Consider the following 21,867-nt stretch of genomic DNA (forward strand, 5'->3'; position numbering starts at 1 on the left):
ACAAATTTAACAAAATCGAGAGATAATAAATGCCTTAAACCAGATTTTGTGAAAATTTTATATACTATTTTTGTAGAAATATTTCATCAAATGAAAACTACACAAATTATACACTTTTGCTTAATACTACTTGTATTTACAAACTGTAAACAAAAAATACCAAAACAAGATTTTGTGTTGCGAGGAGGTGTTTTTGGAACATCGTATAAAATTACATATTTAAATGCAACTCAAAACTACCAGAAATCTTTAGATAGTTTATTTTTAAAGATTAACAATTCAGTATCTACTTATATTCCAAATTCGGCGATTTCAAAGATCAATAAAGGAGAAAAAGGAGTGGCCATTGATGCTGTTTTTAAAGAAGTGATGCAAAAATCAAAACGAATTTATAAAGAAACAAATGGTTATTTTGACCCAACTGTGGGGAATTTGGTAAATGCTTATGGATTTGGGCCTAAAAACGAGAAAAAAAATCTTAACAAAACAGAAATTGAAGATTACATGCAATTTGTGGGCTTGAATAAAGTTATACTTAAAGAAAACAAAATTATAAAAGAACATCCAAAAGTATATTTAGATTTTAATTCTATAGCCAAAGGTTTAGCAATTGATATTGTTGCTCGTTTTTTAGATGCTAAAAAAATAGATAATTATTTGATAGAAATAGGTGGAGAAATTAGAGCAAAAGGAACAAAAGAAAATGATAAACCTTGGTTAATAAAATTGGTAAACCCAGTAAAAGCCTATGATAATGATGGTTTTAAAGTAATTGATTTATCTAATAAATCAATGGCAACTTCTGGTAACTACAGAAAATTTAGAATTACTGAAGATGGTAAAAAATATGTGCATACCATTAACCCAAAAACAGGGTTAGCAACAGAGAGTAATTTACTGAGTGCGTCTGTAATTGGTAACTTAGATTGTGCAGATGTAGATGCATATGCAACAGCTTTTATGGCCATGGGATTAGAAAAAACAAAATTATTTTTACAAACAAAACAAGATATAAAAGTAATTTTAATTTATGCTGATGCAGACGGGTCTTTAGTAGAGTTTTCTACCTATTAATTTACTTCTTTTTATGAGTTTAGAAATACTGAATATGAAAAAAAATATAACCATAGTAATATTTATTTTGGGGATGTTGCAGTTAAGTGCACAAACCAATACAAAATTGGCCTATAGCTATATTAGGAAAGCAAATAGAGCAATAGAAAAAAGCATCGATTACTCTGAAGCATTAATAAATTTTAATAAAGCTGTAAAATTATTAGGCGTTATTAAAGATAAAAATATTGCTAGTTTAGGCGCTAGAACTTATTTTGAAATACATCATAAACAAAATACAATTCAAAGGCAGATAAAGTTTTTAGAACGGTCTAACCTTTATTCAAAGCAGTATTTTTTGTTAGCCACCAATAAACATACTAGTGATTATAAACTAAATGTTGAGCTATATACATTGTCGAGAAAAAAACTTAAACAATTACAATATAAATTAAGAAGAAGAGGTATGGCTAAATTTTAATTAAAATAGCTTTTTGTATTGTTTTAGATCAAGCCTATCTTTTTGAAATTCTACTAAAACGTTATTGATAAATATTTGTTTTAAATACTTTATAAACAAACTTATCTTCATCTTTACCTCTCCTCGTTTGTCAATTACCAAAATGAATTATTAAACAATAACGAAACCAAAAAAAAATAGCGAAAATTTGTTCGTTATATTGTATATTATCTTTTAAATAAAACTAATTAAACTTTACAATAGCTTGTTTGTATTGGTTTTATATAAGAATTTTATAGCTTTTACTTTTATATAAATGTTGCTATTTAGTATCTTGCGCACTTTTAATAACCATAGCTATGAAAAAAATATACCTTACTGTAATTTGTTTGTTGGTATTTGTTGTAACAGAAGCACAATCTAATGCAGATATTGCAAATGTGTACATAAGAAGAGCAAAAGACGCTATAGAGTCTAGTGTAGATTTTACTACAGCATTGTTGAACTTTCAAAAAGCAATGAAGTATACTGATAGTATAGTTGATAGAAAAGTGGCTTCCTTAGGTGCCTCTGTTTATTACGAAGTCCACCATAAACAACCCGATTTAAATGATCAATTAGATTTTTTAGAAAAAGCAAAGTTTTATTCTAGTCAATATTTTAAACTGGCAACCAACAAAAAATTAGAAGAGTATACAGAAAATACGAATACTTTTGTAGTTATTGAAGAAAACATTCAAAAGGTAAAAAATAAATTAGAAAAAATAAAACAAGAGCGTCTAAAAAAGGAAAAGGAATTAAGAAGGATAGATTCTCTAAAAAATGTTTGGCAAACTAAATCGAATGCGCTTTCTATTGACGTAGACAGTATTTATAAGTTTAATAAAAATAATGTAGCCTTATTTACCAAAAATGGTTTTTTTGGAGCTATAAATGATTTAGGTGAAATATTGATTAATGCAAATGAATACAAGGATGCGATTACTTTTGATGGATTTATAATATTTAAGGATCAGAAAGAGGAACCAACAAAGTTGTATAGTTTTAATACCGTTGATAAAATTGGTTTTAAAATACCTAATATTTCAGATTTTAATATGCTGTCTACCCATTATGGTAAAGTAATGCTACCTAGAGCAAATGGACAATTGGTAACCTACCCAAATAATAGTCATTCAACTTTTATTTATGATTTAAAATTAAGAAAAATCAATAAGATAGGAAACCTACAATTAGCCTTAAAAAATCTTAAAAGACTAGAAGTTATTGATAAGTATAAAAACGAAAACGAGGTTAAGATTGATAAAGTTTGGTATAGGTTTGGGGGGCATTTAGGTGGTGGTGTTCACCCTTTATATGCTGTAGAAGGATATCAGTTAAAAGGGTTTTTATGTTCTTTAGATGGGCGTTTTTTAGATGTTTCATCTAGTTATCAGTATTTTGGACATTTTTATGATAATAAATACCAAGCTATTCAAGGGGAACAAACAGTATGGGTAAATCAAAATGGTACAAAAGTTAATCCTGCTAATGATGAGTTTGAAAAATACTCAGGTACATCAAAAGTAAGAAAAATAAAGAATGGTAATTATCAGATTACAAAAGATGGAATAATTATTTTAAGAGATGAGAAACTAGAAAAAATGTCAATTTTTTTAAAAAGTTTTTCTAAGAAAAAATAATTATTTTTTATAACAAACAGGCAGAATTTCGCCTTGCATTAAACAAAATCGTTCTAGTTTTTCTGGAGCGATTTTTTTTGTATAATCAATTTCATCAACTGTAAAACCAATAGCTCTCAGTTTATCAAAATAATCTTGTCCGTAAACTCTTACGTGGTCATATTGTCCAAAAATTCTGGCACGTTCTTGTTTATCTGTAATAGAATCGTCTTCAAAAGTTGTAGTTCTTGATAGGTCTTGTGGAATTTGAAATATACCAAATCCGCCTTTTTTTAAGACTCTAAACAATTCTTGCATCGCTTTTGTATCATCAGGAATGTGCTCTAAAACGTGATTGCAGAACACCACATCAAACTCGTTTTCTTTGAAAGGTAAATCGCAAATATCTGCTTTTACATCTGCAATGGGGCTTTCTAAATCAGATGTAATATAATCGAGGTTTTTCTGTTTTCTAAAAATATCTAAGAAACATTGCTCAGGTGCAATATGTAAGGTTTTTAATTTTTTGGTTGATGTAAAAAAATTGGTTTCATCATTTAAAAACAACCACATTAATCTGTGTCTTTCTAAAGATAGTGTTGATGGAGAAAGTGCGTTTTCACGTTGTTTACCATAGCCATAAGGTAAAAATTTACGAAAACTTTTGCCATCTATTGGGTCTGTAAATTTATCACCCTTTAAAAAAAACGCTATAATTGGGCGTACCAAATAACTAGCTTTAATTAATAAAGGTCTTGGTATTGTATTTAGGATGGTTTTGAATAGAGACACTAATTACACAAATTTCACAAAATAACTCTTTTGTAGGTTAAACTATCTTCTCCAAAATTAACTAAAATCCCTAATTTTGTTTTTGAAGCTGCTAAATAATTTAAAGTTTGTTTTATATGACTTTTAGTTAAGTTTTCTATTGCTTTAATTTCTAAAACTATATTATTATCAATAATAAAATCAGCAACATAAAAGTGAGATAATAAATCTCCTTTATAAGTAATATTAAATTTAACTTCTCTTTTGTATTCAATTCCACTGTTGGTTAGTTCAATTTCTAATGCATCACCATAAATAATTTCGGAAAAGCCCTTACCTAATTCTTTATGAACTTCCATACAAGCACCAACAATATCATAACATTCTTGTTTGTATATTAAATTAGTCATTTTTTTTATTTGTGAAATTAGAGAAATTCGTGTCTAAAAATTTTAGAAACTATTTTACTGACGAAACTCATCTTCTTCATCAGTAACAATTCCTAAAGCCTCATTTACATATTTAAAAGTGGATAGTAATTCTGGTTTACCATTTACAATAGCAACATCATGTTCAAAATGGGCAGAAGGTTTGTTGTCTAAAGTGGTAATTGTCCAACCATCAGCATGTTGTCTTATTTTATGCGTTCCCATATTGGTCATGGGTTCTATGGCAACAACCATACCTTCTGTAAATTTTTTTCCTCTTCCTCTTCTTCCATAATTTGGCATTTCTGGATCTTCATGCATTTTACGTCCTAAACCATGACCTACCAACTCTCTTACCACACCATAACCGTGTTTTTCTGTAAAATTCTGAATTGCAAACCCAACATCGCCCACTCTATTGCCTGCTTTAAATTCGCGAATACCCACATATAAACTTGCTTTGGTAACTTCTAATAGTTTTTTTATTGCATCATCCACTTCGCCAACAGCAAACGTATAAGCATGATCTCCATAAAATCCATTTTTTAAAGCGCCACAATCTATAGAAATAATATCACCTTCTTTTAATGGTTCTTTATTGGGAATGCCATGCACTACTTGAGAATTTGGACTCATACATAATGTATTCGGAAAATCATATAAGCCTAAAAAACCTGGAATTGCACCTTGTTCTCGTATAAAATCTTCAGCAAGTTTGTCTAAATATAAAGTAGATACTCCAGGTTTTACTTCTTTAGCAAGCATTCCTAAAGTTTTAGAAACTACTAATGCACTTTCGCGCATTATTTCTATCTCTTCTTTGGTTTTAATTTTAATCATCTTCAAAAAATTGAACCGCAAAGTTACTATATTTATTAGGAATTATTTACAATCAGAGAAGGATACTATTGAAAACCAAAAAGACATAAATTTCAACACTTTCACAAATTACATCTGTTGAGTTTTTGAAATTTATGTCTTTTTTTGACTTTTAGTATTTTAGTTATTCGCTTTTGTCATAAGAATGTTTATAAGGTGCGCCTGTAACAATTTTTAAAATATCTTTTTCCATTGTTTCTCTAGGTCTTTCTACAAAACGCCCAACTTCTTTACCATCTTTAAAGAAAATAAAGGTGGGTACTCTAAGTAAATCAAAACCTTCTTGCAAGTTATCTGGAGTTTTTTTGTTTCTGCCAACAGTAACCAATTCAAAATAATCTTGGTCAAAATTAGTTTGTTCTAAAATTTTATAAAAACGTGGTACACCTCTTTTACTATCACCACACCAAGTACCCATAAAACCTTTAATGGTGTAATCGTTGATAATTGGTTTTAGTTTTTCTATAACCTCAGTATCTGTTTTATATGCTGCATATCTGCTATCAAACCAAGGTTTAAATTTTACATCATTAAAAGAAGCTTTATTGGCAATACCAATTAAATAACCCCTATCATTTTTAGTAGCAGTTACTTGGCTTGCTTTTTTTCTAATAATTTTTTGTACTTCTTCTTTTTTATTCTCTACTACAGTTTTGTTGGCATTACAAGCCGTAAAAATGATAGTAGTGCATAGCAGTAATAGGTATTTCATAGTTTTTATAATAATGAATGTTGTGTCATTTCTGTTGGTTGTTCAACTCCAAGCAATTCTAAAATAGTTGGAGCAACATCGCCTAAAATACCACTTTTTATCGATTTAATTTCATTATCAATTAAAATAAAAGGTACAGGATTTGTAGTGTGAGCTGTGTGAGGAGAACCATCAGGATTCATCATTGTTTCACAATTTCCATGATCTGCAATTAATAAAGTAGAATACCCATTTGCTAAACCAGTTTCTATAACCTCTTTGGCACAAATATCTACAGCTTCACAAGCTTTTATGGCTGCTTCCATAATTCCTGTATGCCCAACCATGTCTCCATTGGCAAAGTTTAAACATACAAAATCAGCTTCGCCTTTTTGTAAATCTTCACAAAGCGCGTCTTTTAATTCATAAGCAGACATCTCTGGTTTTAAATCGTAAGTAGCTACTTTGGGTGAGTTTCTTAAAATACGAGATTCGCCCTCAAAAGGTGTTTCTTGTCCTCCAGAAAAGAAAAAAGTTACATGCGGATACTTTTCGGTTTCAGCAATTCTGATTTGCTTTTTACCAGCATTCGATAAAACTTCGCCTAACGTATTTTTAATATTATCGCTATTATAAATTACATTTATTCCAGTAAATGAAGCATCATATAAAGTAATGGTTGTGTAATATAAATCTAACTTTTTTGTATCCTGTTCAGGAAAATCATTTTGAGATAGCATATTTGTTAACTCACGCCCTCTATCTGTTCTGTAATTGAAGAAAATTACTGCATCACCTTCTTGAATTTGGGCTTTTGGAGTACCATCTTCATTGGTTACAATAATTGGTTTATGAAATTCATCAGTTAAACCATCTTCGTAATTTTGGTTTATGGTTGCAATAACATCTGTAGTTTTTGTACCAACTCCTTTTACAATACCATCGTAAGCCTCTTTAACACGTTCCCATCTATTATCTCTATCCATAGCATAATAACGTCCTGTAACAGAAGCCAATTCTCCAGTACTTTCTTTCATGTATTCTTGAATGTCATTAATAAAATAAGTACCAGATTTTGGGTCGCAATCTCTACCATCTGTAAAGGCATGTAAGAAAACATTGTCTACTTCGTTTTCTTTGGCAACATCTAAAATACCTTTTAAATGGTTAATATGAGCGTGAATGCCACCATTAGAAACCAAACCTAATAAATGTACTTTTTTATTGTTTTCTTTGGCATATGCAAACGTATCTAACAATACTTTTTCTTTGCCTAACGTTTTTTCTTTAACTGCTTTGTTGATTCTAGCTAAGTTTTGATATACAATTCTACCAGCACCTAAATTCATATGACCTACTTCAGAATTTCCCATTTGTCCTTCAGGTAAACCAACATGTTCACCATCCGTTCTTAATTGGGCATTCGGATATTTATCGTATAACGAATTAATATAAGGTGTTTTTGCGTTGTATATGGCAGATACTTTTGGGTCTTGTGTTATACCCCAGCCATCTAAAATCATTAAAATAACTTTCTTGTTCATTGTGATGTATTATACTGTAAAAATAAGAAAGTTTTTAGAGAACTGTTTAAAATTTTACGAAACCGATAACGTAAATCACAATTAGTACCATAACACTAAAAATGATTAGATTTTTTCTAAATGTTTTTCTGTTTTCAAGTTTGAGTTTTTGTTTGATTTGCAAAAGTTCTTTGGATGTGGCTTTGTTTTTAAAATGAAGTTGGATGCTACTTTTAGCATTGTTGGTTTTAATCTTATCGAACGCAGAAACGCGTGATCTTTTGTTATTTTTTAAACTTGTAATCATTGCAGAAACTGCGCCACCAAAACTCATAGCTATATCCTTTAGGTATAAGTAGCAACATTTAAGAAAATGTTACAATTATAGATTTAATAGTTAAAACCAATTAACAGTAGTAATATGAGTTTTAACATTAAAAAAAGGATTGATTAATTGCAAAATTCGTAATTTTACTCTGTAAATTTTATTAAAAAATCAATGGATGATCATTTCGAAATGAACGAGGTAACAGAAAAATTACCTAAACATTTACATAAGTTTGTTGTAAAACAACCTTATGAAGAATATACTGCTCAAAATCAAGCTGTTTGGAGGTATGTAATGCGAATGAATGTAGATTATTTGAGTAAAGTTGCTCATAAATCTTATATTTCAGGTTTAGAAAAAACAGGAATCTCTTTAGAATACATACCTAAAATGGAAGGTATGAATAGAATATTAAAAGATATTGGTTGGGCTGCTGTTTCAGTAGATGGTTTTATTCCGCCAAATGCCTTTATGGAATTCCAGGCCTATAATGTTTTGGTGATTGCTTCAGAAATGAGAACCATAAATCATATTGAATATACGCCTGCTCCAGATATTATTCATGAAGCAGCTGGTCATGCACCCATTATTGCAAATCCTGAGTATGCAGAATATTTAAGAAGATTTGGCGAAATTGGTAGCAAAGCAATTTCATCTGCTAAAGATTACGAAATGTATGAAGCCATTCGATTGTTATCAATTTTAAAAGAAAACCCCAATTCTACCCAAAAAGATATTCAAGAAGCGCAAGAAAAAGTAGAATGGCTGCAGGGAAATATGGGCGAATTATCTGAAATGGCAATGATAAGAAATTTACACTGGTGGACAGTGGAATATGGATTGATTGGCACTTTAGATAACCCAAAAATATATGGAGCTGGTTTATTATCTTCTATAGGAGAAAGTGCTTGGTGTTTGCAAAAAGAAGTTAAAAAACTACCTTATTCTATTGAAGCTGCTACCATGAATTTTGATATTACAAAACCACAACCACAATTGTTTGTTACGCCAGATTTTGCCTATTTAAGTTTGGTTTTAGATGAATTTGCGAATACAATGGCTTTGAGAAGAGGAGGGTTGAGTGGAATTAATAAGTTAATCCGCTCTAAAAATTTAGGCACCATAGAATTAACTACAGGTATTCAAATTTCAGGTGTTTTTGATAGCGTTATTCCTTTTAAAAATAATAAAGTAGCTTATGTGCAAACCACAGGTTATACTGCGTTAGCAAATAGAGATAAAGAGTTGATTGGCCATGGAATAGACAAACATAAACATGGATTTGGAAGTCCTATTGGAAAATTAAAAGGCATTAATTTACCTATAGAAGATATGAGCCCAAGAGATTTAAAAGCTTACGGAATTTATGAAGGTGAATTTATGACTTTAGAATTTGAAAGTGGCATTGTTTTAAAAGGTAAAGCCATAACAGGAACTCGAGATTTACGAGGTAAAATATTAATCATCACTTTTGATGAATGTACTGTTACTTATAAAGATAAAATTCTTTTTCAACCAGAATGGGGTTTATATGATATGGCTGTAGGTAAGGAAGTAATATCGGCTTATGCAGGTGCTGCAGATATAGATTCTTTTGTGCATACCAATAAGGTATCAGAAGTAAAAACACATAAAATAACCTATGCTGAAAAAGAAAAAGAATTGTATGCTTTGTATGATGAAGTTCGAAAAATGCGAGAAGATAATTCATCTACAGAAAAAAAACTAGCTACAATATTTCAGCAACTAACAAAAGATTTTCCAAAAGATTGGTTGTTGTTATTAGAGATTTACGAATTGTCATTACAGAATAATTTTTCTTTGCAAATTAAGGTTTTAGAGGTTTTAAATAATTTAAAAAGTAATAAAAGTTACACAAAACTTATTGAAAATGGCTTAAATTTGCTGCCAGTTAAATCAAAATAATATGGGATTATTTGACATTTTTAAAAGAAAAGATATGAGTGTAGAAATTAAAGAATATTTAGAAAAAGGGGCAGTTGTTTTAGATGTAAGAACGCAACAAGAATGGAATGAAGGGCATATTGCTGGTGCAAAGCATATTGTTTTAAATTTAATTCCTGCAGAAGTTGATCAAATTAAAGCTTGGAAAAAGCCTGTAATTGCAGTGTGTAGAAGTGGAGGAAGAAGTGGGCAAGCTACTCAGTTTTTAAAACAAAATGGAGTTGATGTAATTAATGGTGGACCTTGGGGAAATGTTGCGCAACATATAAAGTAGTAAACAGCTTTTAAAATTTTAGAAAAGTAATCTAAATTAGGTTACTTTTTTTAGCTTTCATTACAGCCTCTACTTTACTATGTACTTGTGGGAGTGTAAATTTAACTTTGTCTGTTGATTTTCCGTTTTAAAATAGTTTGATTTTTTCTTAATCATATTATTTAAAAAATCGAACTATTTTAAAATGAGACCAGCGTCAGCGGCACTAGTTTTTTTTGGGAACACTGATGTCCAATTGTATTCGCTCTCCAAATTTAATATATAATTGTTGAATAATCAAACTCCAATTATGTAGTGGACTTGTCCACTTTTTTTGTATGTTTTTTGTAGCCAGATAGACCAACTTTAAAAGCGCCATATCATTCACAAAAGCACCTTTAGTTTTAGTTACTTTTCGAACTTGTCTATGAAAACCTTCTACTGCATTTGTGGTGTAGATAATTCTTCTAATAGGTTCTGTAAACTCAAAATATTGTGAGAGTTCCTCCCAGTTTCGTTGCCAGCTCTCAATGACAATAGGATATTTTTCACCCCATTTTTCTTCTAAATTTAATAACTCATCTTCTGCTACATCCTTATTGATCGCTTTATAAACCAGTTTTAAATCCTTCATAAATGCTTTCTGGTCTTTAGAGGCTACATATTTTAAAGAATTACGAATTTGATGTACAATACATTTTTGAATTTGTGTTTTAGGAAAGATGCTCAAAATAGCTTCTGAAAATCCTTTTAAATTATCTGTACAAGCGATCAATATATCTTTCAGTCCACGCTGTTCTAAATCTGTTAATACTTGTAGCCAAAAGTTTGCTCCCTCGCTTTGTGAGACATACATTCCTAAAACTTCTTTATGTCCCTCTTTATTTATCCCAAGAATATTATACAAAGCTTTATGTTGCACTTTTCGATCAACTCTAACTTTATAATGCATAGCATCTAACTAAACTATACAATACATGGATTCTAAAGGGCGACTTTGCCAAGCTTTAATGTCTGGTATAATTTTATCGGTAATTTGACTTAATACAGTGTGAGAAATATCGGTATCATACATCTCTTTTATATGCGATGAAATATCTCGTAAACCCATTCCTAGTCCATATAAACCAACAATCTTTTCCGATAAATTCTCCGCTAAAATAGTTTGTCTCTTTTTAACAAGTTCTGGTTCGAAACTGCTATTTCTATCTGTTGGTGTTTGGATTTCAAAAGTGCCTAAACCACTTTTTATCGTCTTTTTGCCTTTTCCATTTCGCTTATTTTTCCCATCTGAGCTCGTAGAAGACAAATGATGTTCCATTTCTGACTCTAGTGCTTTTTCTATGAAACTTTTTAGCATAGGTGCAAAAGCACCCTCTTTTCCGAATAAACTTTTACCTGACAGTAACTGTTCTAAAGCTTTCTTTTCTAATAATTCTTGTTCTTTTTGGGTCATCTTTTCTGTTTGAATAAAATTAATACTTTTTTTATGCACACAGAGTTGAGTTTACAGTCTCTGAGTTCGTATTAATTTTGATGAGCAAATTAATTTCATAAACACCATGCACAAACTTAAAACATTATTTCTTCTAGTAATTTCTTTTTTTATAGTTTTTATAAGTTGCAACACTTCAAATTCATCGAAAGAAAAAACCAAAAACCTAATATTGTCGTGATTTATTTAGATGACTTAGGTTATGGAGATATTAGTTCTTATGGTGCTACTGAAATCCAAACACCAAATATTGATGCTTTGGCAAATGGAGGAATAAAATTTACGAATGGTTATGCATCATCAGCCACTTGCACTCCAAGTAGATATGCGCTATTAACAGGTATGTATCCTTGGCGTAATAAAAAAGCAAAAATTCTACCAGGAACTGCTCCTTTATTGATTGTTACAGAACAACAAACTTTGCCAAAATTATTAAAAAAGCAAGGCTATCAAACAGCCATTGTAGGTAAATGGCATTTAGGTTTGGGTACAGGTATTGTGAATTGGAACGAGAAAGTAACACCTGGTCCAAATGAAGTTGGTTTTGATCAATCTTATATTATGGCAGCCACACAAGATAGAGTGCCAACTGTATACATAAAAGATGGCAATGTGGTTGGTTTGGATAAAAATGATCCAATAGAGGTGAATTATAAAGAAAATTTTGAAGGTGAGCTTACAGCAATTTCTAATCCAGAACTGTTAACCATGAAATGGCATCATGGACACAATAGTAGTATTGTAAAAGGAATTCCAAGAATTGGTTATATGAAAGGTGGAGAATCTGCAAAATGGACAGACACAGAAATGGCAAATCATTTTTTAGAAAAAGCTCAAAATTATGTAAAAACACATAAGGAAAACCCTTTCTTTTTATACTATGCTATGCAGCAGCCTCATGTGCCAAGAACCCCTCATCCAAGGTTTGTGGGTAAATCAGGTATGAGCCCAAGAGGTGATGTGATTTTAGAGGCAGATTGGGCAGTTGGTGAGTTTATAAAAACCCTAAAAGATGAATGGATTTTAGAAAATACGTTAATTATTTTTTCAAGTGATAATGGCCCAGTCTTAAATGATGGTTATTATGATGATGCAATAGAAAAAATAGGAAAACACGATCCAAAAGGAGGTTTAAGAGGTGGTAAGTATAGTATTTTTGAAGCAGGTACAAGAGTGCCTTTTATTACCTACTGGAAAGGAAAAATTAAACCACAAGTATCTGATGCAATTGTATGTCAAATGGATATATTGGCCTCTATTGCAACACTAGTTGATACCAAAGAAACTTCTACAGATAGTAAAAATGTATTAAATACCTTTTTAGGAAAAACAGAAAAAGGAAGAGAAAATTTAATTATTGAAGCTACAGGTAAAACAGCTTTACGAAGTGGAGATTGGTTATACATCCCAGCTTATAAAGGGACTAATTTTAGAAAAGCAGTAGGTATAGAAGTGGGTAATTTTCCATTTGATCAACTTTATAATCTAAAAGAAGATAAAGCACAACAAAATAATTTGGCAAAATCAAATCTTAAAAAACTCAGTGAAATGAAACAAACTTTTATCAGTTTAAGAGGTGAAGATTATCAAAAAGGAGTCAAAGAAGTAGTCTTTAAATAACATCAAAATAGATAGTAAAAATGTTTTTTTAAAATATAGTAGTAGCATTTTTTAAACACATAAAAAAGTAAAAATATAGCTTTTAAATTGTATAAACCAATTTGCAATACTTAGCCTTTTCGCTTACAAAGAATAAACGTAAATTTGCAGCCATTAAATTGAAAGATGATGCAATACAATCACCAAGAAATAGAAAAGAAATGGCAAAAAATTTGGGCAGAAAACCAAACATTTAAAGCCAGTAATGAAAGTGAAAAACCTAAATATTATGTGTTAGATATGTTTCCTTATCCTTCAGGAGCGGGTTTGCATGTTGGGCATCCTTTAGGGTATATTGCAAGTGATATTTATGCACGGTACAAACGTCATAAAGGCTTTAATGTGTTGCATCCACAAGGGTATGATTCTTTTGGTTTGCCAGCAGAACAATATGCCATTCAAACTGGGCAACATCCTGCAAAAACTACTGAAGACAATATCAAAACGTATAGAAGACAATTAGATCAAATTGGTTTTTCTTTTGATTGGAGTAGAGAAGTACGTACTTCTAGCCCTGAATACTACAAATGGACACAGTGGATTTTTATTCAGTTGTTCAATTCCTGGTATAATAAAGATTCAGATAAAGCAGAAGATATTACTACTTTAGAAAAAATCTTTAAAAAAGAAGGAAATACAACTGTAAATGCGGTTTGTGATGAAGAGGTAAAATCTTTTACAGCAGAAGATTGGAAAGCTTTTTCAACAAAAGAACAAGAAGAAATCTTGTTACAATATCGTTTAACATTTTTATCTGATACAGAAGTAAATTGGTGTCCTGCATTAGGAACTGTTTTAGCAAATGACGAAATTGTAAACGGAGTTTCAGAACGTGGAGGTCATCCTGTTGTTCGTAAAAAAATGACACAATGGTCTATGCGAATTTCTGCCTATGCACAACGTTTGTTAGATGGATTAGAAAAAATTGATTGGCCACAACCTTTAAAAGATTCTCAAACCAATTGGATTGGACGAAGTCAAGGAGCAATGGTAACTTTTAAAGTAGAAGAAAATCCTACAAAATCAAATTCTGAAGTAAAGTTATCTTATAAAGAATTAGAAGCATTAAAAGAATTACGTCAAAATTTATCGAAAGCAGAAACTACGCTTTGGAATGAAATTAAGAATAAAAAAGGAGCATCAAAATTTAGAAAAAAGTACACTATTGGTACTTTTATGGTAGATTATGTGTGTGTTGCTAAGAATTTGATTGTTGAATTTATTGGTAAAGAAGATGAAGAAGAAAGAACTGCATTTTTTCATAAAGAAGGATTTAATGTAATTCGTTTTACGAATGAAGAAGTTTTACAAAATGTTGTAAAAGTAGTTTCAGAAATTAATTTTGCGATTCAATTTCCAAAAGTAATTGATAAATCTGCAGAAAAGGAGACTGAAGTAAAAGTTGAAAATCAATATAAAATTGATGTTTTTACAACAAGACCAGATACAATTTACGGAGTAAGTTTTATGACTTTAGCTCCAGAGCACGAATTGGTTTCTAAGATAACAACAGATGCTCAAAAAGCAGAAGTTGAGGCTTACGTTACAGCTACAGCAAAACGTTCTGAAAGAGATAGAATGGCAGATGTAAAAACCATTTCTGGTGCTTTTACAGGTGCTTATGCAATTCATCCTTTTTCTGGTGAAAAAGTTCAAATTTGGATTGGAGATTATGTACTAGCAGGTTATGGAACAGGAGCTGTAATGGCTGTACCTTGTGGAGATCAACGTGATTATGATTTTGCAAAACACTTTAACATTCCTATTCCGAATATTTTTGAAGGTGTAGATATTTCTGAAGCTGCGCATACAGATAAAGAAGGAACTGTAATTGCAAATTCAGATTTTTTATCAGGATTAAAATATAAGAAAGCTTTAAAATTGGCCATTTACGAGATGGAAAAAAGAGGTTTTGGTTATGGGAAAATAAATTACAGATTACGTGATGCTGTTTTTAGCAGACAACGTTATTGGGGAGAACCTTTTCCAGTGTATTATAAAGACGGAATGCCTCAAATGATTGATGAGAAACATTTACCAATTGTATTGCCAGAAGTAGAAAAATACTTGCCAACTGAAGATGGGAAACCACCTTTAGGAAACGCAACTGAGTGGGCTTGGGATTCTCGTGGAAAGAAAGTGGTTTCTAACGAAAAGTTAAAAAACAAAACGGTTTATCCTTTAGAATTAAACACAATGCCTGGTTGGGCAGGGAGTTCTTGGTATTTTAATAGGTATATGGATGCCAATAATTCAGAAGCATTTGCAAGCAAAGAAAATTTGGATTATTGGAAAGAAGTAGATTTATATATTGGTGGTTCTGAGCACGCAACCGGACATTTATTATACGCTCGTTTTTGGCAAAAATTCTTGTTCGATAAAGGAATTGTTCCTGTAGATGAATTTGCAAAAAAACTAATTAACCAAGGAATGATTTTAGGAACTTCTGCTTTTGTATACAAGGCAACTGCTTTTGTTAAAAATGGTTGTGGTTGTGCAGATGAAAAATCTTTAGATGATGTTTTAGAGAAGATACCCACTGTTTTTGTTTCTAAAAATTTATTTAATTCTGATGATGAGTTTGAAACTGTTGTAAAAAATTATTTACTAGATCATAAGTTTTTAGATCCTAATTTTGCAGATTTAGTAATGATTACTAAAACAGCGATTCATTCTGATGTTTCTTTAGTAAACGCTTCTGATGAATTAGATGTTGATGGATTTAAAAATCATCCTTTAAATGCAGATTATAAAAATGCTGAATTCGTTTTAGAAGAAGAGGTTTATAAAGTTGGACGTGAAGTTGAAAAAATGTCCAAATCCAAATACAATGTTGTAAATCCAGATGATATTGTTGCAGAATATGGTGCGGATGCGATGCGTTTGTTCGAAATGTTTTTAGGACCTTTAGAGCAAACCAAACCTTGGAAAACATCTGGGATTTCTGGAGTTTCGTCTTTCCTTAAAAAATTATGGAAACTTTTCCATTCAGAAGAAAATGGTGTTTTCGCAGTTGACTCTTCCCCTTTGGGGGAGTCGGATGGGGATAAGGAGGCTTTAAAAATACTCCATAAAACCATCAAAAAAGTACAAGAAGATATCGAAAATTTCTCTTTCAATACATCTGTTTCTACTTTTATGATTGCTGTAAACGAATTGACAGCTCAAAAGTGTAACAATCGTGAAATTTTAGAACCTTTATTGATTTTATTGTCACCTTATGCACCTCATATCACAGAAGAATTATGGAGGTTGTTAGGGCATAAAGAAAGTATATCCACAGCGCCTTTTCCTGTTTTTGAACCAAAACATTTGGTAGAGAGTGCAAAGAATTACCCAATTTCTTTTAATGGTAAAAAACGTTTTACATTAGAGTTGCCTTTAGATTTATCTAAAGAAGAAATTGAAAAAACAGTATTGGAACATGAGAAAACACAAGCGCAATTACAAGGCAGAACACCTAAAAAAGTAATTGTGGTGCCTGGCAAAATTGTAAACATAGTGGGTTAAATACTTGTTTTGAAACAGCTAGAGATTCTTTATTTTTACAGTGTGTACTGTGTTGTTTTTACAAAAATATACAGCCAATTGATAAAGAAAAATAATTATGAATATTTTCGAAATTTTAGGAATGTGTGCAGCAATAATAACAACTGCTGCGTTTATGCCACAGGTTTATAAAACTTGGAAAACAAAAGACACAAAATCACTATCGTTAACAATGTACACTTCTTTTTTTGTTGGAGTTTCATTATGGGTTGTTTATGGCTTTTATTTAGAAAGTTTACCAATGATTTTAGCAAATGGAATTACAGCAATCTCTGCTTTAATTTTAATTCGTTTAAAACTAAAATATAAATAATCTAAAAGACAATATTTTAACAAGACTAAAGTCATCACTGTATATAGTGATGACTTTTTTTGTGAAATAACTTATCATTTGTACATTGATTTTTTAGTTTTAAAAACCTACTTTTGATAAAATTCAACGGTTATGACTACAAATAGACAAAATGGAAGCCTTTATGTAAATATCCAAAATAAAATTGCCACTATAGAGTTTGGTCATCCTGCAAGTAATTCTTTGCCTAGTGATTTGTTGTTAAGGCTAACAAATGAGTTGAATGTGTTGTCTATGAATAATTTGGTTTCAGTGATCATTTTAAAATCAGAAGGCGATAAAGCTTTTTGTGCAGGTGCTTCTTTTAACGAATTAATTGCAATTTCAAATTTAGAAGAAGGCAAAAAATTCTTCTCAGGTTTTGCAAATGTAATTAATGCAATGCGTACTTGTAGTAAAATTATAATTGGTAGAATTCAAGGAAAAACTGTAGGTGGTGGCGTAGGTTTAGTAGCTGCTTGCGATTATGTTTTGGCAACAGAAAAAGCGTCCATAAAATTATCAGAATTAACCATTGGTATTGGCCCTTTTGTAATAGAACCTGCTGTAACTAGAAAAATTGGTTTAGCAGCAACTTCAGCATTAACATTAGATGCTACAAGTTGGAAAACGGCTTATTGGGCAAAAGAAAAAGGATTATATGCTAAAGTTTTAGAAAATAGTAAAGAATTAGATGAAGAGGTAGATGTTTTAGCGAATAAATTGGCTTCATATAATCCAGAAGCTTTAGTACAAATGAAAAATGTTTTGTGGCAAAATACCAATCATTGGAAAGAACTTTTAGCAGAAAGGGCAAAGATTTCGGGCCAATTGGTATTGTCAGCGTTTACAAAAAAGGCATTAGCTAAATTTGCTAAGTAAACTAGATGCAGAATAGCAATACAAATTCAATGAAAATTGTTTCTACAAATATTGGCGATAAAAAAGAAATTCTTTGGAAAAAGAAAAAAGTAACTACTGGTATTTATAAATATCCTGTAAATGAACCTATTTTTTTAGATGTTGAAGAAGTAAAGGGCGATGAAATTTCGGATAGAAAATATCATGGAGGTATAAACCAAGCTGTTTACGCCTATTCTTTAAAACATTACGCCTATTGGAAGCCTTTGTACCCAAATTTAGATTGGAGTTTAGGCATGTTTGGAGAAAATCTTACGGTTGATGATATTGACGAAACAAAAATACATGTAGGGGATACTTTTAAAGTGGGTGAAACTATTTTAGAAGCTACCTTACAAAGAAGTCCTTGTTTTAAGTTAGGTATTCGTTTTAACAACATGAAAATTGTAAAACAATTTTGGAACACTACAATGTGTGGTGTATATTTTAAAGTAGTACAAACAGGTGCTGTTAAAGTTGGTGATGAGTTTCAGCAGATTAAAAGTAAACCAGATAACCCAACTATAGCAGCTTTATTAATCCAAAGAAAAAAAGAAAAAGAAGCATAATGAAGAAAGTAAAAAAAAGATATATTTTACTTATAATTTTAGCATTCTTCCCTTTTTATAGGTTAATTCATCCAGATAATTATTGTTTTGGAGATGTAGATTTGCTAATTATTGGTGGATTAACGATACTATATATTGTTGCTTTTTTGTCTATTTCGTTCTATAATTTATATAATATAACCCTAAAAAAAGAACTTTTTAATTTTATTCCACTAGTAATAACCTTCTTTTTTTCGATGAGTTTGTACTACACATTACAATATCATGATAAAAATATATTTAAAGATAGGGTTCAAGAGTTTAAAAGTTATTCAAAAGAAAAATCAACTTTAGAGATTAATTTGTTTGCTGATAAAACTTTTGAATTAAAAACAATTGATCCCAGAGATTTTTGTGTAGAAAGAGGGACTTACTTTTTTAAAAAGGATACTTTATTCTTAAAAAAAGATAATAATGTAGATGGAAATATTGATTTTGGTGATGTGTATTTTTTTAATAAAACTTATGGTAGCTTAAAACCAATATATAGGGGTTTGCCTACTTTTACTTTAAAAAAGTAAGGCAAAACAGCTGTTTTTTTTATTAAATTTTGAATAAAAAAAAGAAATCTAAAATATTTTTTGTTTTATAATAAAAAAAATAATTATATTTGCATGTGGCTTTTTTAAAGTCACACTTTTTCTTTTTCATAGCAATTTTCCCACTCAAATTTTGAGTGGGTTTTTTTATGCCCTAAATCTCACAAAACCTTGTTAAAGGTATGGTAAATTGAGATTTATCAAATATCTTTGCAAAATTATGAATTCAACAGTAATAACAGATACGAAAAAGCCAATGAATACGCTTTTATCCGACTTTAAGCAGCTTACCAAAGTAGGGTTGTCTATGAGTGTCGTGTTTTCTTCAGTGGCAGGTTATTTATTAGCTGTAGAAGTTATCAATTATGGCACATTGTTATTATTGGCTTTGGGAGGTTTTTTTATGGTAGGTGCTTCTAATGCATTCAATCAAATTATAGAAAAAGATATTGATGCACTAATGCAGCGAACAAAAAATAGACCTTTACCAACAGGAAGAATGTCTGTAAGTTTTGCTATGGCAATAGCAGTTTTGTTTACTATATTAGGTATTGCTATTTTATATAGTATCAATCCTAAAACAGCGTTTTTTGGTGCTATTTCAATATTTATTTATACAAGTATTTATACACCTTTAAAATCGGTAACACCATTAACTGTTTTTGTAGGTGCAATTCCAGGGGCCATTCCATTTATGTTAGGTTGGGTTGCAGCCACAGGTAATTTTGGTATTGAAGCTGGTTTTTTATTCATGATTCAGTTTTTTTGGCAATTTCCACATTTTTGGGCAATTGGCTGGTTACAGTTTGAAGAATATAAAAAAGCCGGTTACAATATGTTGCCAATGAATACTAAAGATAAAGGTGCAGTAAAACAGATTATCTTTTATACTTTAGTAATGATATTGGTTTCTATTGCACCAGTGTTAAGAGTATCAGGAGATTTTTACATATACCCATTAACTGCAGTAATTGTAACGCTTTTAGGTGGTATTATGTTGTTTTACGGAGTTAAATTGCACAAAACAGAACAAAATATAGACGCAAGAAAATTAATGTTATCTAGTGTTTTATATATAACAGTTGTGCAAATTGTTTATGTAGTTGATAAATTTTTACATTAAAGAAGAAAGAAGATGATTGAAGAACAAGCATTAAAACAAGAGTATGTTGTAGCCCAAAAAAAATCTGCAAAACCAATGTTATGGGTTTCTATGATTAGTATGGTAATGTTTTTTGCAGGATTAACAAGTGCTTACGTAATTAGTATGAAACGTGATGATTGGGTTTCTTTTGATTTACCACAAGCATTTTACACCAGTACTTTTTTAATTGTAGCAAGTAGCATTACATTTTTTTTATCACAAAGATTTTTAAAGCAAAACAAAAGGCAACTATCATTAATTTTAGTGGTAATTACATTGCTATTGGGTTTAGGATTTGTTTGGCAACAATATGTAGGTTTCAATCAACTTAAAAGTATTGGTTTGTATTTTACTGGCCCAAATAGTACAGTATCTACCTCTTTTATTATTGGTATTACCTTTTTGCATGTTTTGCACCTATTGGCAGGTATTATTGTGCTTTTTGTTGTTATTTATAATCATTTTAAATACAAATACAAACCAGATAATCTGCTAGGCTTTGAGTTAGGCGCAATTTTCTGGCATTTTGTAGATATATTATGGATTTATCTATTTTTCTTTTTCTCTTTTATTAAGTGATAGAAAATAGTTATTTTTGGCGAACGTTTAAGACTTATACTAATTAAAATTATTTATGGAAGCAAATATTGCTATACCTTCGGACGGAAAAAATACTTGGAGTGGTGGTGGAGTTAGACCATTTGGCGCTAGTTATGGTAAAATGATGATGTGGTTTTTCATCCTCTCTGATGCCTTAACTTTTTCAGGATTCTTAGCAGCTTACGGTTTAACCCGTTTTAAGTTTATAGATTCTTGGCCAATTGCAGATGAAGTTTTTACACACGTTCCATTTATTCATGGAGAATTTCCAATGTATTATGTAGCCTTTATGACATTTGTACTGATATTTTCATCAGTAACAATGGTACTAGCAGTAGATGCTGGCCATAAAATGCAAAAGAATAAAGTAGCTTGGTACATGTTTGCTACCATTATAGGAGGTTTAATTTTTGTTGGTTCTCAAGCTTGGGAATGGAATACTTTTATTAAAGGTTCTTATGGTGCTGTTAAAACTACAGAAGGTAAAGTATTACAATTTGTAAAAGATGGCAAGCAAATTGCACTCTCAGATTTTGTGGTAGGTGATAGAATGGATGCAGAAGAAACACACACACGTAAAAACGGCCTATGGTGGGTTAGTGGTAATGATGTTCCAGAATATTCTGTGGCGCAAGTAATGGCATCTTACAAAGCAGATCCTTCAATACAGATTAGAAGTGAAAAAATTGATATGGATAAAAAACAAAAAGTAATTTTATCTAGAGCAAAAGGTGCTGAAGAATTAGCCAAAGGTAAAATGGTTGTAGAAGGTGCTAACCTTAAAGCAAATGAGTATGGTAATACTATTTTTGCAGATTTCTTTTTCTTTATTACAGGTTTTCATGGTTTTCACGTTTTTTCTGGTATCGTAATTAATATTATTATTTTCTTTAATGTTATCTTAGGTACTTATGAAAAAAGAGGACATTACGAAATGGTAGAGAAAGTTGGTTTATATTGGCACTTTGTAGATTTAGTTTGGGTATTTGTATTCACATTCTTCTACTTAGTATAATTAAAAAAATAGCAT

19 protein-coding genes and 1 pseudogene are annotated in these 21,867 nt (G+C 30.6%); 14 read left to right on the plus strand and 6 right to left on the minus strand.

The annotated features are described in order from the left end of the window. Window positions 1-48 precede the first annotated feature (48 nt). The 3 genes from SJY27_RS12475 (at window position 49) to SJY27_RS12485 (ending at window position 3,195) form a co-directional block, all read left to right on the plus strand. The gene (locus SJY27_RS12475) at window positions 49-1,074 is read left to right on the plus strand and encodes an FAD:protein FMN transferase (protein ID WP_397445181.1); all 1,026 of its coding nucleotides are present in this window, start codon (window positions 49-51) and stop codon (window positions 1,072-1,074) included. A gap of 34 nt (window positions 1,075-1,108) precedes the next feature. Beyond that, window positions 1,109-1,534: a hypothetical protein gene (locus tag SJY27_RS12480; protein ID WP_397445182.1), complete on the plus strand. Its 426-nt coding sequence runs from the start codon at window positions 1,109-1,111 to the stop codon at window positions 1,532-1,534. A 338-nt stretch (window positions 1,535-1,872) separates the two neighbouring features. Then, a complete protein-coding gene (locus SJY27_RS12485) occupies window positions 1,873-3,195 on the plus strand; it encodes a hypothetical protein (protein ID WP_397445184.1) in 1,323 nt (440 codons plus the stop codon). Here SJY27_RS12485 and SJY27_RS12490 read toward each other — a convergent pair whose 3' ends face one another. The 5 genes from SJY27_RS12490 to gpmI all read right to left on the minus strand — a co-directional run bounded on the left by SJY27_RS12490 (window position 3,196) and on the right by gpmI (window position 7,487). After that, window positions 3,196-3,966: a class I SAM-dependent methyltransferase gene (locus SJY27_RS12490; RefSeq protein ID WP_397445185.1), complete on the minus strand. Its 771-nt coding sequence runs from the start codon at window positions 3,964-3,966 to the stop codon at window positions 3,196-3,198. A 14-nt stretch (window positions 3,967-3,980) separates the two neighbouring features. After that, window positions 3,981-4,355 carry a GxxExxY protein gene (locus SJY27_RS12495; RefSeq protein WP_397445186.1) on the minus strand — a complete coding sequence of 125 codons (375 nt, stop codon included), beginning with the start codon at window positions 4,353-4,355 and terminating at the stop codon, window positions 3,981-3,983. Between the two features lie 54 nt (window positions 4,356-4,409). Further along, window positions 4,410-5,213, minus strand: a complete 804-nt coding sequence (map, locus tag SJY27_RS12500) for a type I methionyl aminopeptidase (RefSeq protein WP_397445188.1) — start codon at window positions 5,211-5,213, stop codon at window positions 4,410-4,412. 163 nt (window positions 5,214-5,376) lie between these two features. After that, complete coding sequence (locus tag SJY27_RS12505; protein ID WP_397445189.1) at window positions 5,377-5,964, minus strand: thioredoxin family protein; 588 nt, start codon at window positions 5,962-5,964, stop codon at window positions 5,377-5,379. Window positions 5,965-5,969: 5 nt separating this feature from the next. Further along, window positions 5,970-7,487 (minus strand): 2,3-bisphosphoglycerate-independent phosphoglycerate mutase, encoded by a 1,518-nt coding sequence (gene gpmI / locus SJY27_RS12510; RefSeq protein WP_397445190.1) that lies wholly within the window; start codon window positions 7,485-7,487, stop codon window positions 5,970-5,972. A 478-nt stretch (window positions 7,488-7,965) separates the two neighbouring features. Between gpmI and SJY27_RS12515 the strand changes: the two genes are divergently transcribed. Next, window positions 7,966-9,720 carry an aromatic amino acid hydroxylase gene (locus SJY27_RS12515; RefSeq protein ID WP_397445191.1) on the plus strand — a complete coding sequence of 585 codons (1,755 nt, stop codon included), beginning with the start codon at window positions 7,966-7,968 and terminating at the stop codon, window positions 9,718-9,720. A 34-nt stretch (window positions 9,721-9,754) separates the two neighbouring features. After that, window positions 9,755-10,033 carry a rhodanese-like domain-containing protein gene (locus tag SJY27_RS12520; RefSeq protein WP_397445192.1) on the plus strand — a complete coding sequence of 93 codons (279 nt, stop codon included), beginning with the start codon at window positions 9,755-9,757 and terminating at the stop codon, window positions 10,031-10,033. A 205-nt stretch (window positions 10,034-10,238) separates the two neighbouring features. On the opposite strand, the pseudogene SJY27_RS12525 reads toward SJY27_RS12520, so the two are convergent. Then, a pseudogene (locus SJY27_RS12525) lies at window positions 10,239-11,468 on the minus strand (IS256 family transposase). 216 nt (window positions 11,469-11,684) lie between these two features. Here SJY27_RS12525 and SJY27_RS12530 point away from each other — a divergent pair. From SJY27_RS12530 to SJY27_RS12570, 9 genes are all read left to right on the plus strand, one after another. Continuing rightward, entirely contained in the window at window positions 11,685-13,127 is a 1,443-nt protein-coding gene (locus SJY27_RS12530) for an arylsulfatase (RefSeq protein ID WP_397445193.1), read from the plus strand. 168 nt (window positions 13,128-13,295) lie between these two features. After that, window positions 13,296-16,676 carry a leucine--tRNA ligase gene (locus SJY27_RS12535; protein ID WP_397445195.1) on the plus strand — a complete coding sequence of 1,127 codons (3,381 nt, stop codon included), beginning with the start codon at window positions 13,296-13,298 and terminating at the stop codon, window positions 16,674-16,676. 97 nt (window positions 16,677-16,773) lie between these two features. Beyond that, window positions 16,774-17,028 carry a SemiSWEET family sugar transporter gene (locus SJY27_RS12540; RefSeq protein ID WP_397445196.1) on the plus strand — a complete coding sequence of 85 codons (255 nt, stop codon included), beginning with the start codon at window positions 16,774-16,776 and terminating at the stop codon, window positions 17,026-17,028. A 132-nt stretch (window positions 17,029-17,160) separates the two neighbouring features. Then, window positions 17,161-17,928, plus strand: coding sequence for an enoyl-CoA hydratase/isomerase family protein (locus SJY27_RS12545; protein ID WP_397445197.1), 768 nt, complete (start codon window positions 17,161-17,163; stop codon window positions 17,926-17,928). Window positions 17,929-17,957: 29 nt separating this feature from the next. After that, entirely contained in the window at window positions 17,958-18,515 is a 558-nt protein-coding gene (locus SJY27_RS12550) for an MOSC domain-containing protein (RefSeq protein WP_397445198.1), read from the plus strand. Then, window positions 18,515-19,075, plus strand: coding sequence for a hypothetical protein (locus SJY27_RS12555; RefSeq protein ID WP_397445200.1), 561 nt, complete (start codon window positions 18,515-18,517; stop codon window positions 19,073-19,075). The genes SJY27_RS12550 and SJY27_RS12555 overlap by 1 nt, the downstream gene beginning before the upstream one ends. 238 nt (window positions 19,076-19,313) lie before the next feature. Further along, a complete protein-coding gene (cyoE, locus tag SJY27_RS12560; protein WP_397445202.1) occupies window positions 19,314-20,216 on the plus strand; it encodes a heme o synthase in 903 nt (300 codons plus the stop codon). A 12-nt stretch (window positions 20,217-20,228) separates the two neighbouring features. Next, window positions 20,229-20,816 (plus strand): heme-copper oxidase subunit III, encoded by a 588-nt coding sequence (locus SJY27_RS12565; protein WP_397445203.1) that lies wholly within the window; start codon window positions 20,229-20,231, stop codon window positions 20,814-20,816. Between the two features lie 55 nt (window positions 20,817-20,871). Continuing rightward, entirely contained in the window at window positions 20,872-21,852 is a 981-nt protein-coding gene (locus tag SJY27_RS12570; protein WP_397445204.1) for a cytochrome c oxidase subunit 3, read from the plus strand. Window positions 21,853-21,867 lie beyond the last annotated feature (15 nt).

Source organism: Polaribacter sp. R77954, from assembly GCF_044595335.1.
Taxonomy (GTDB): Bacteria; Bacteroidota; Bacteroidia; order Flavobacteriales; family Flavobacteriaceae; genus Polaribacter.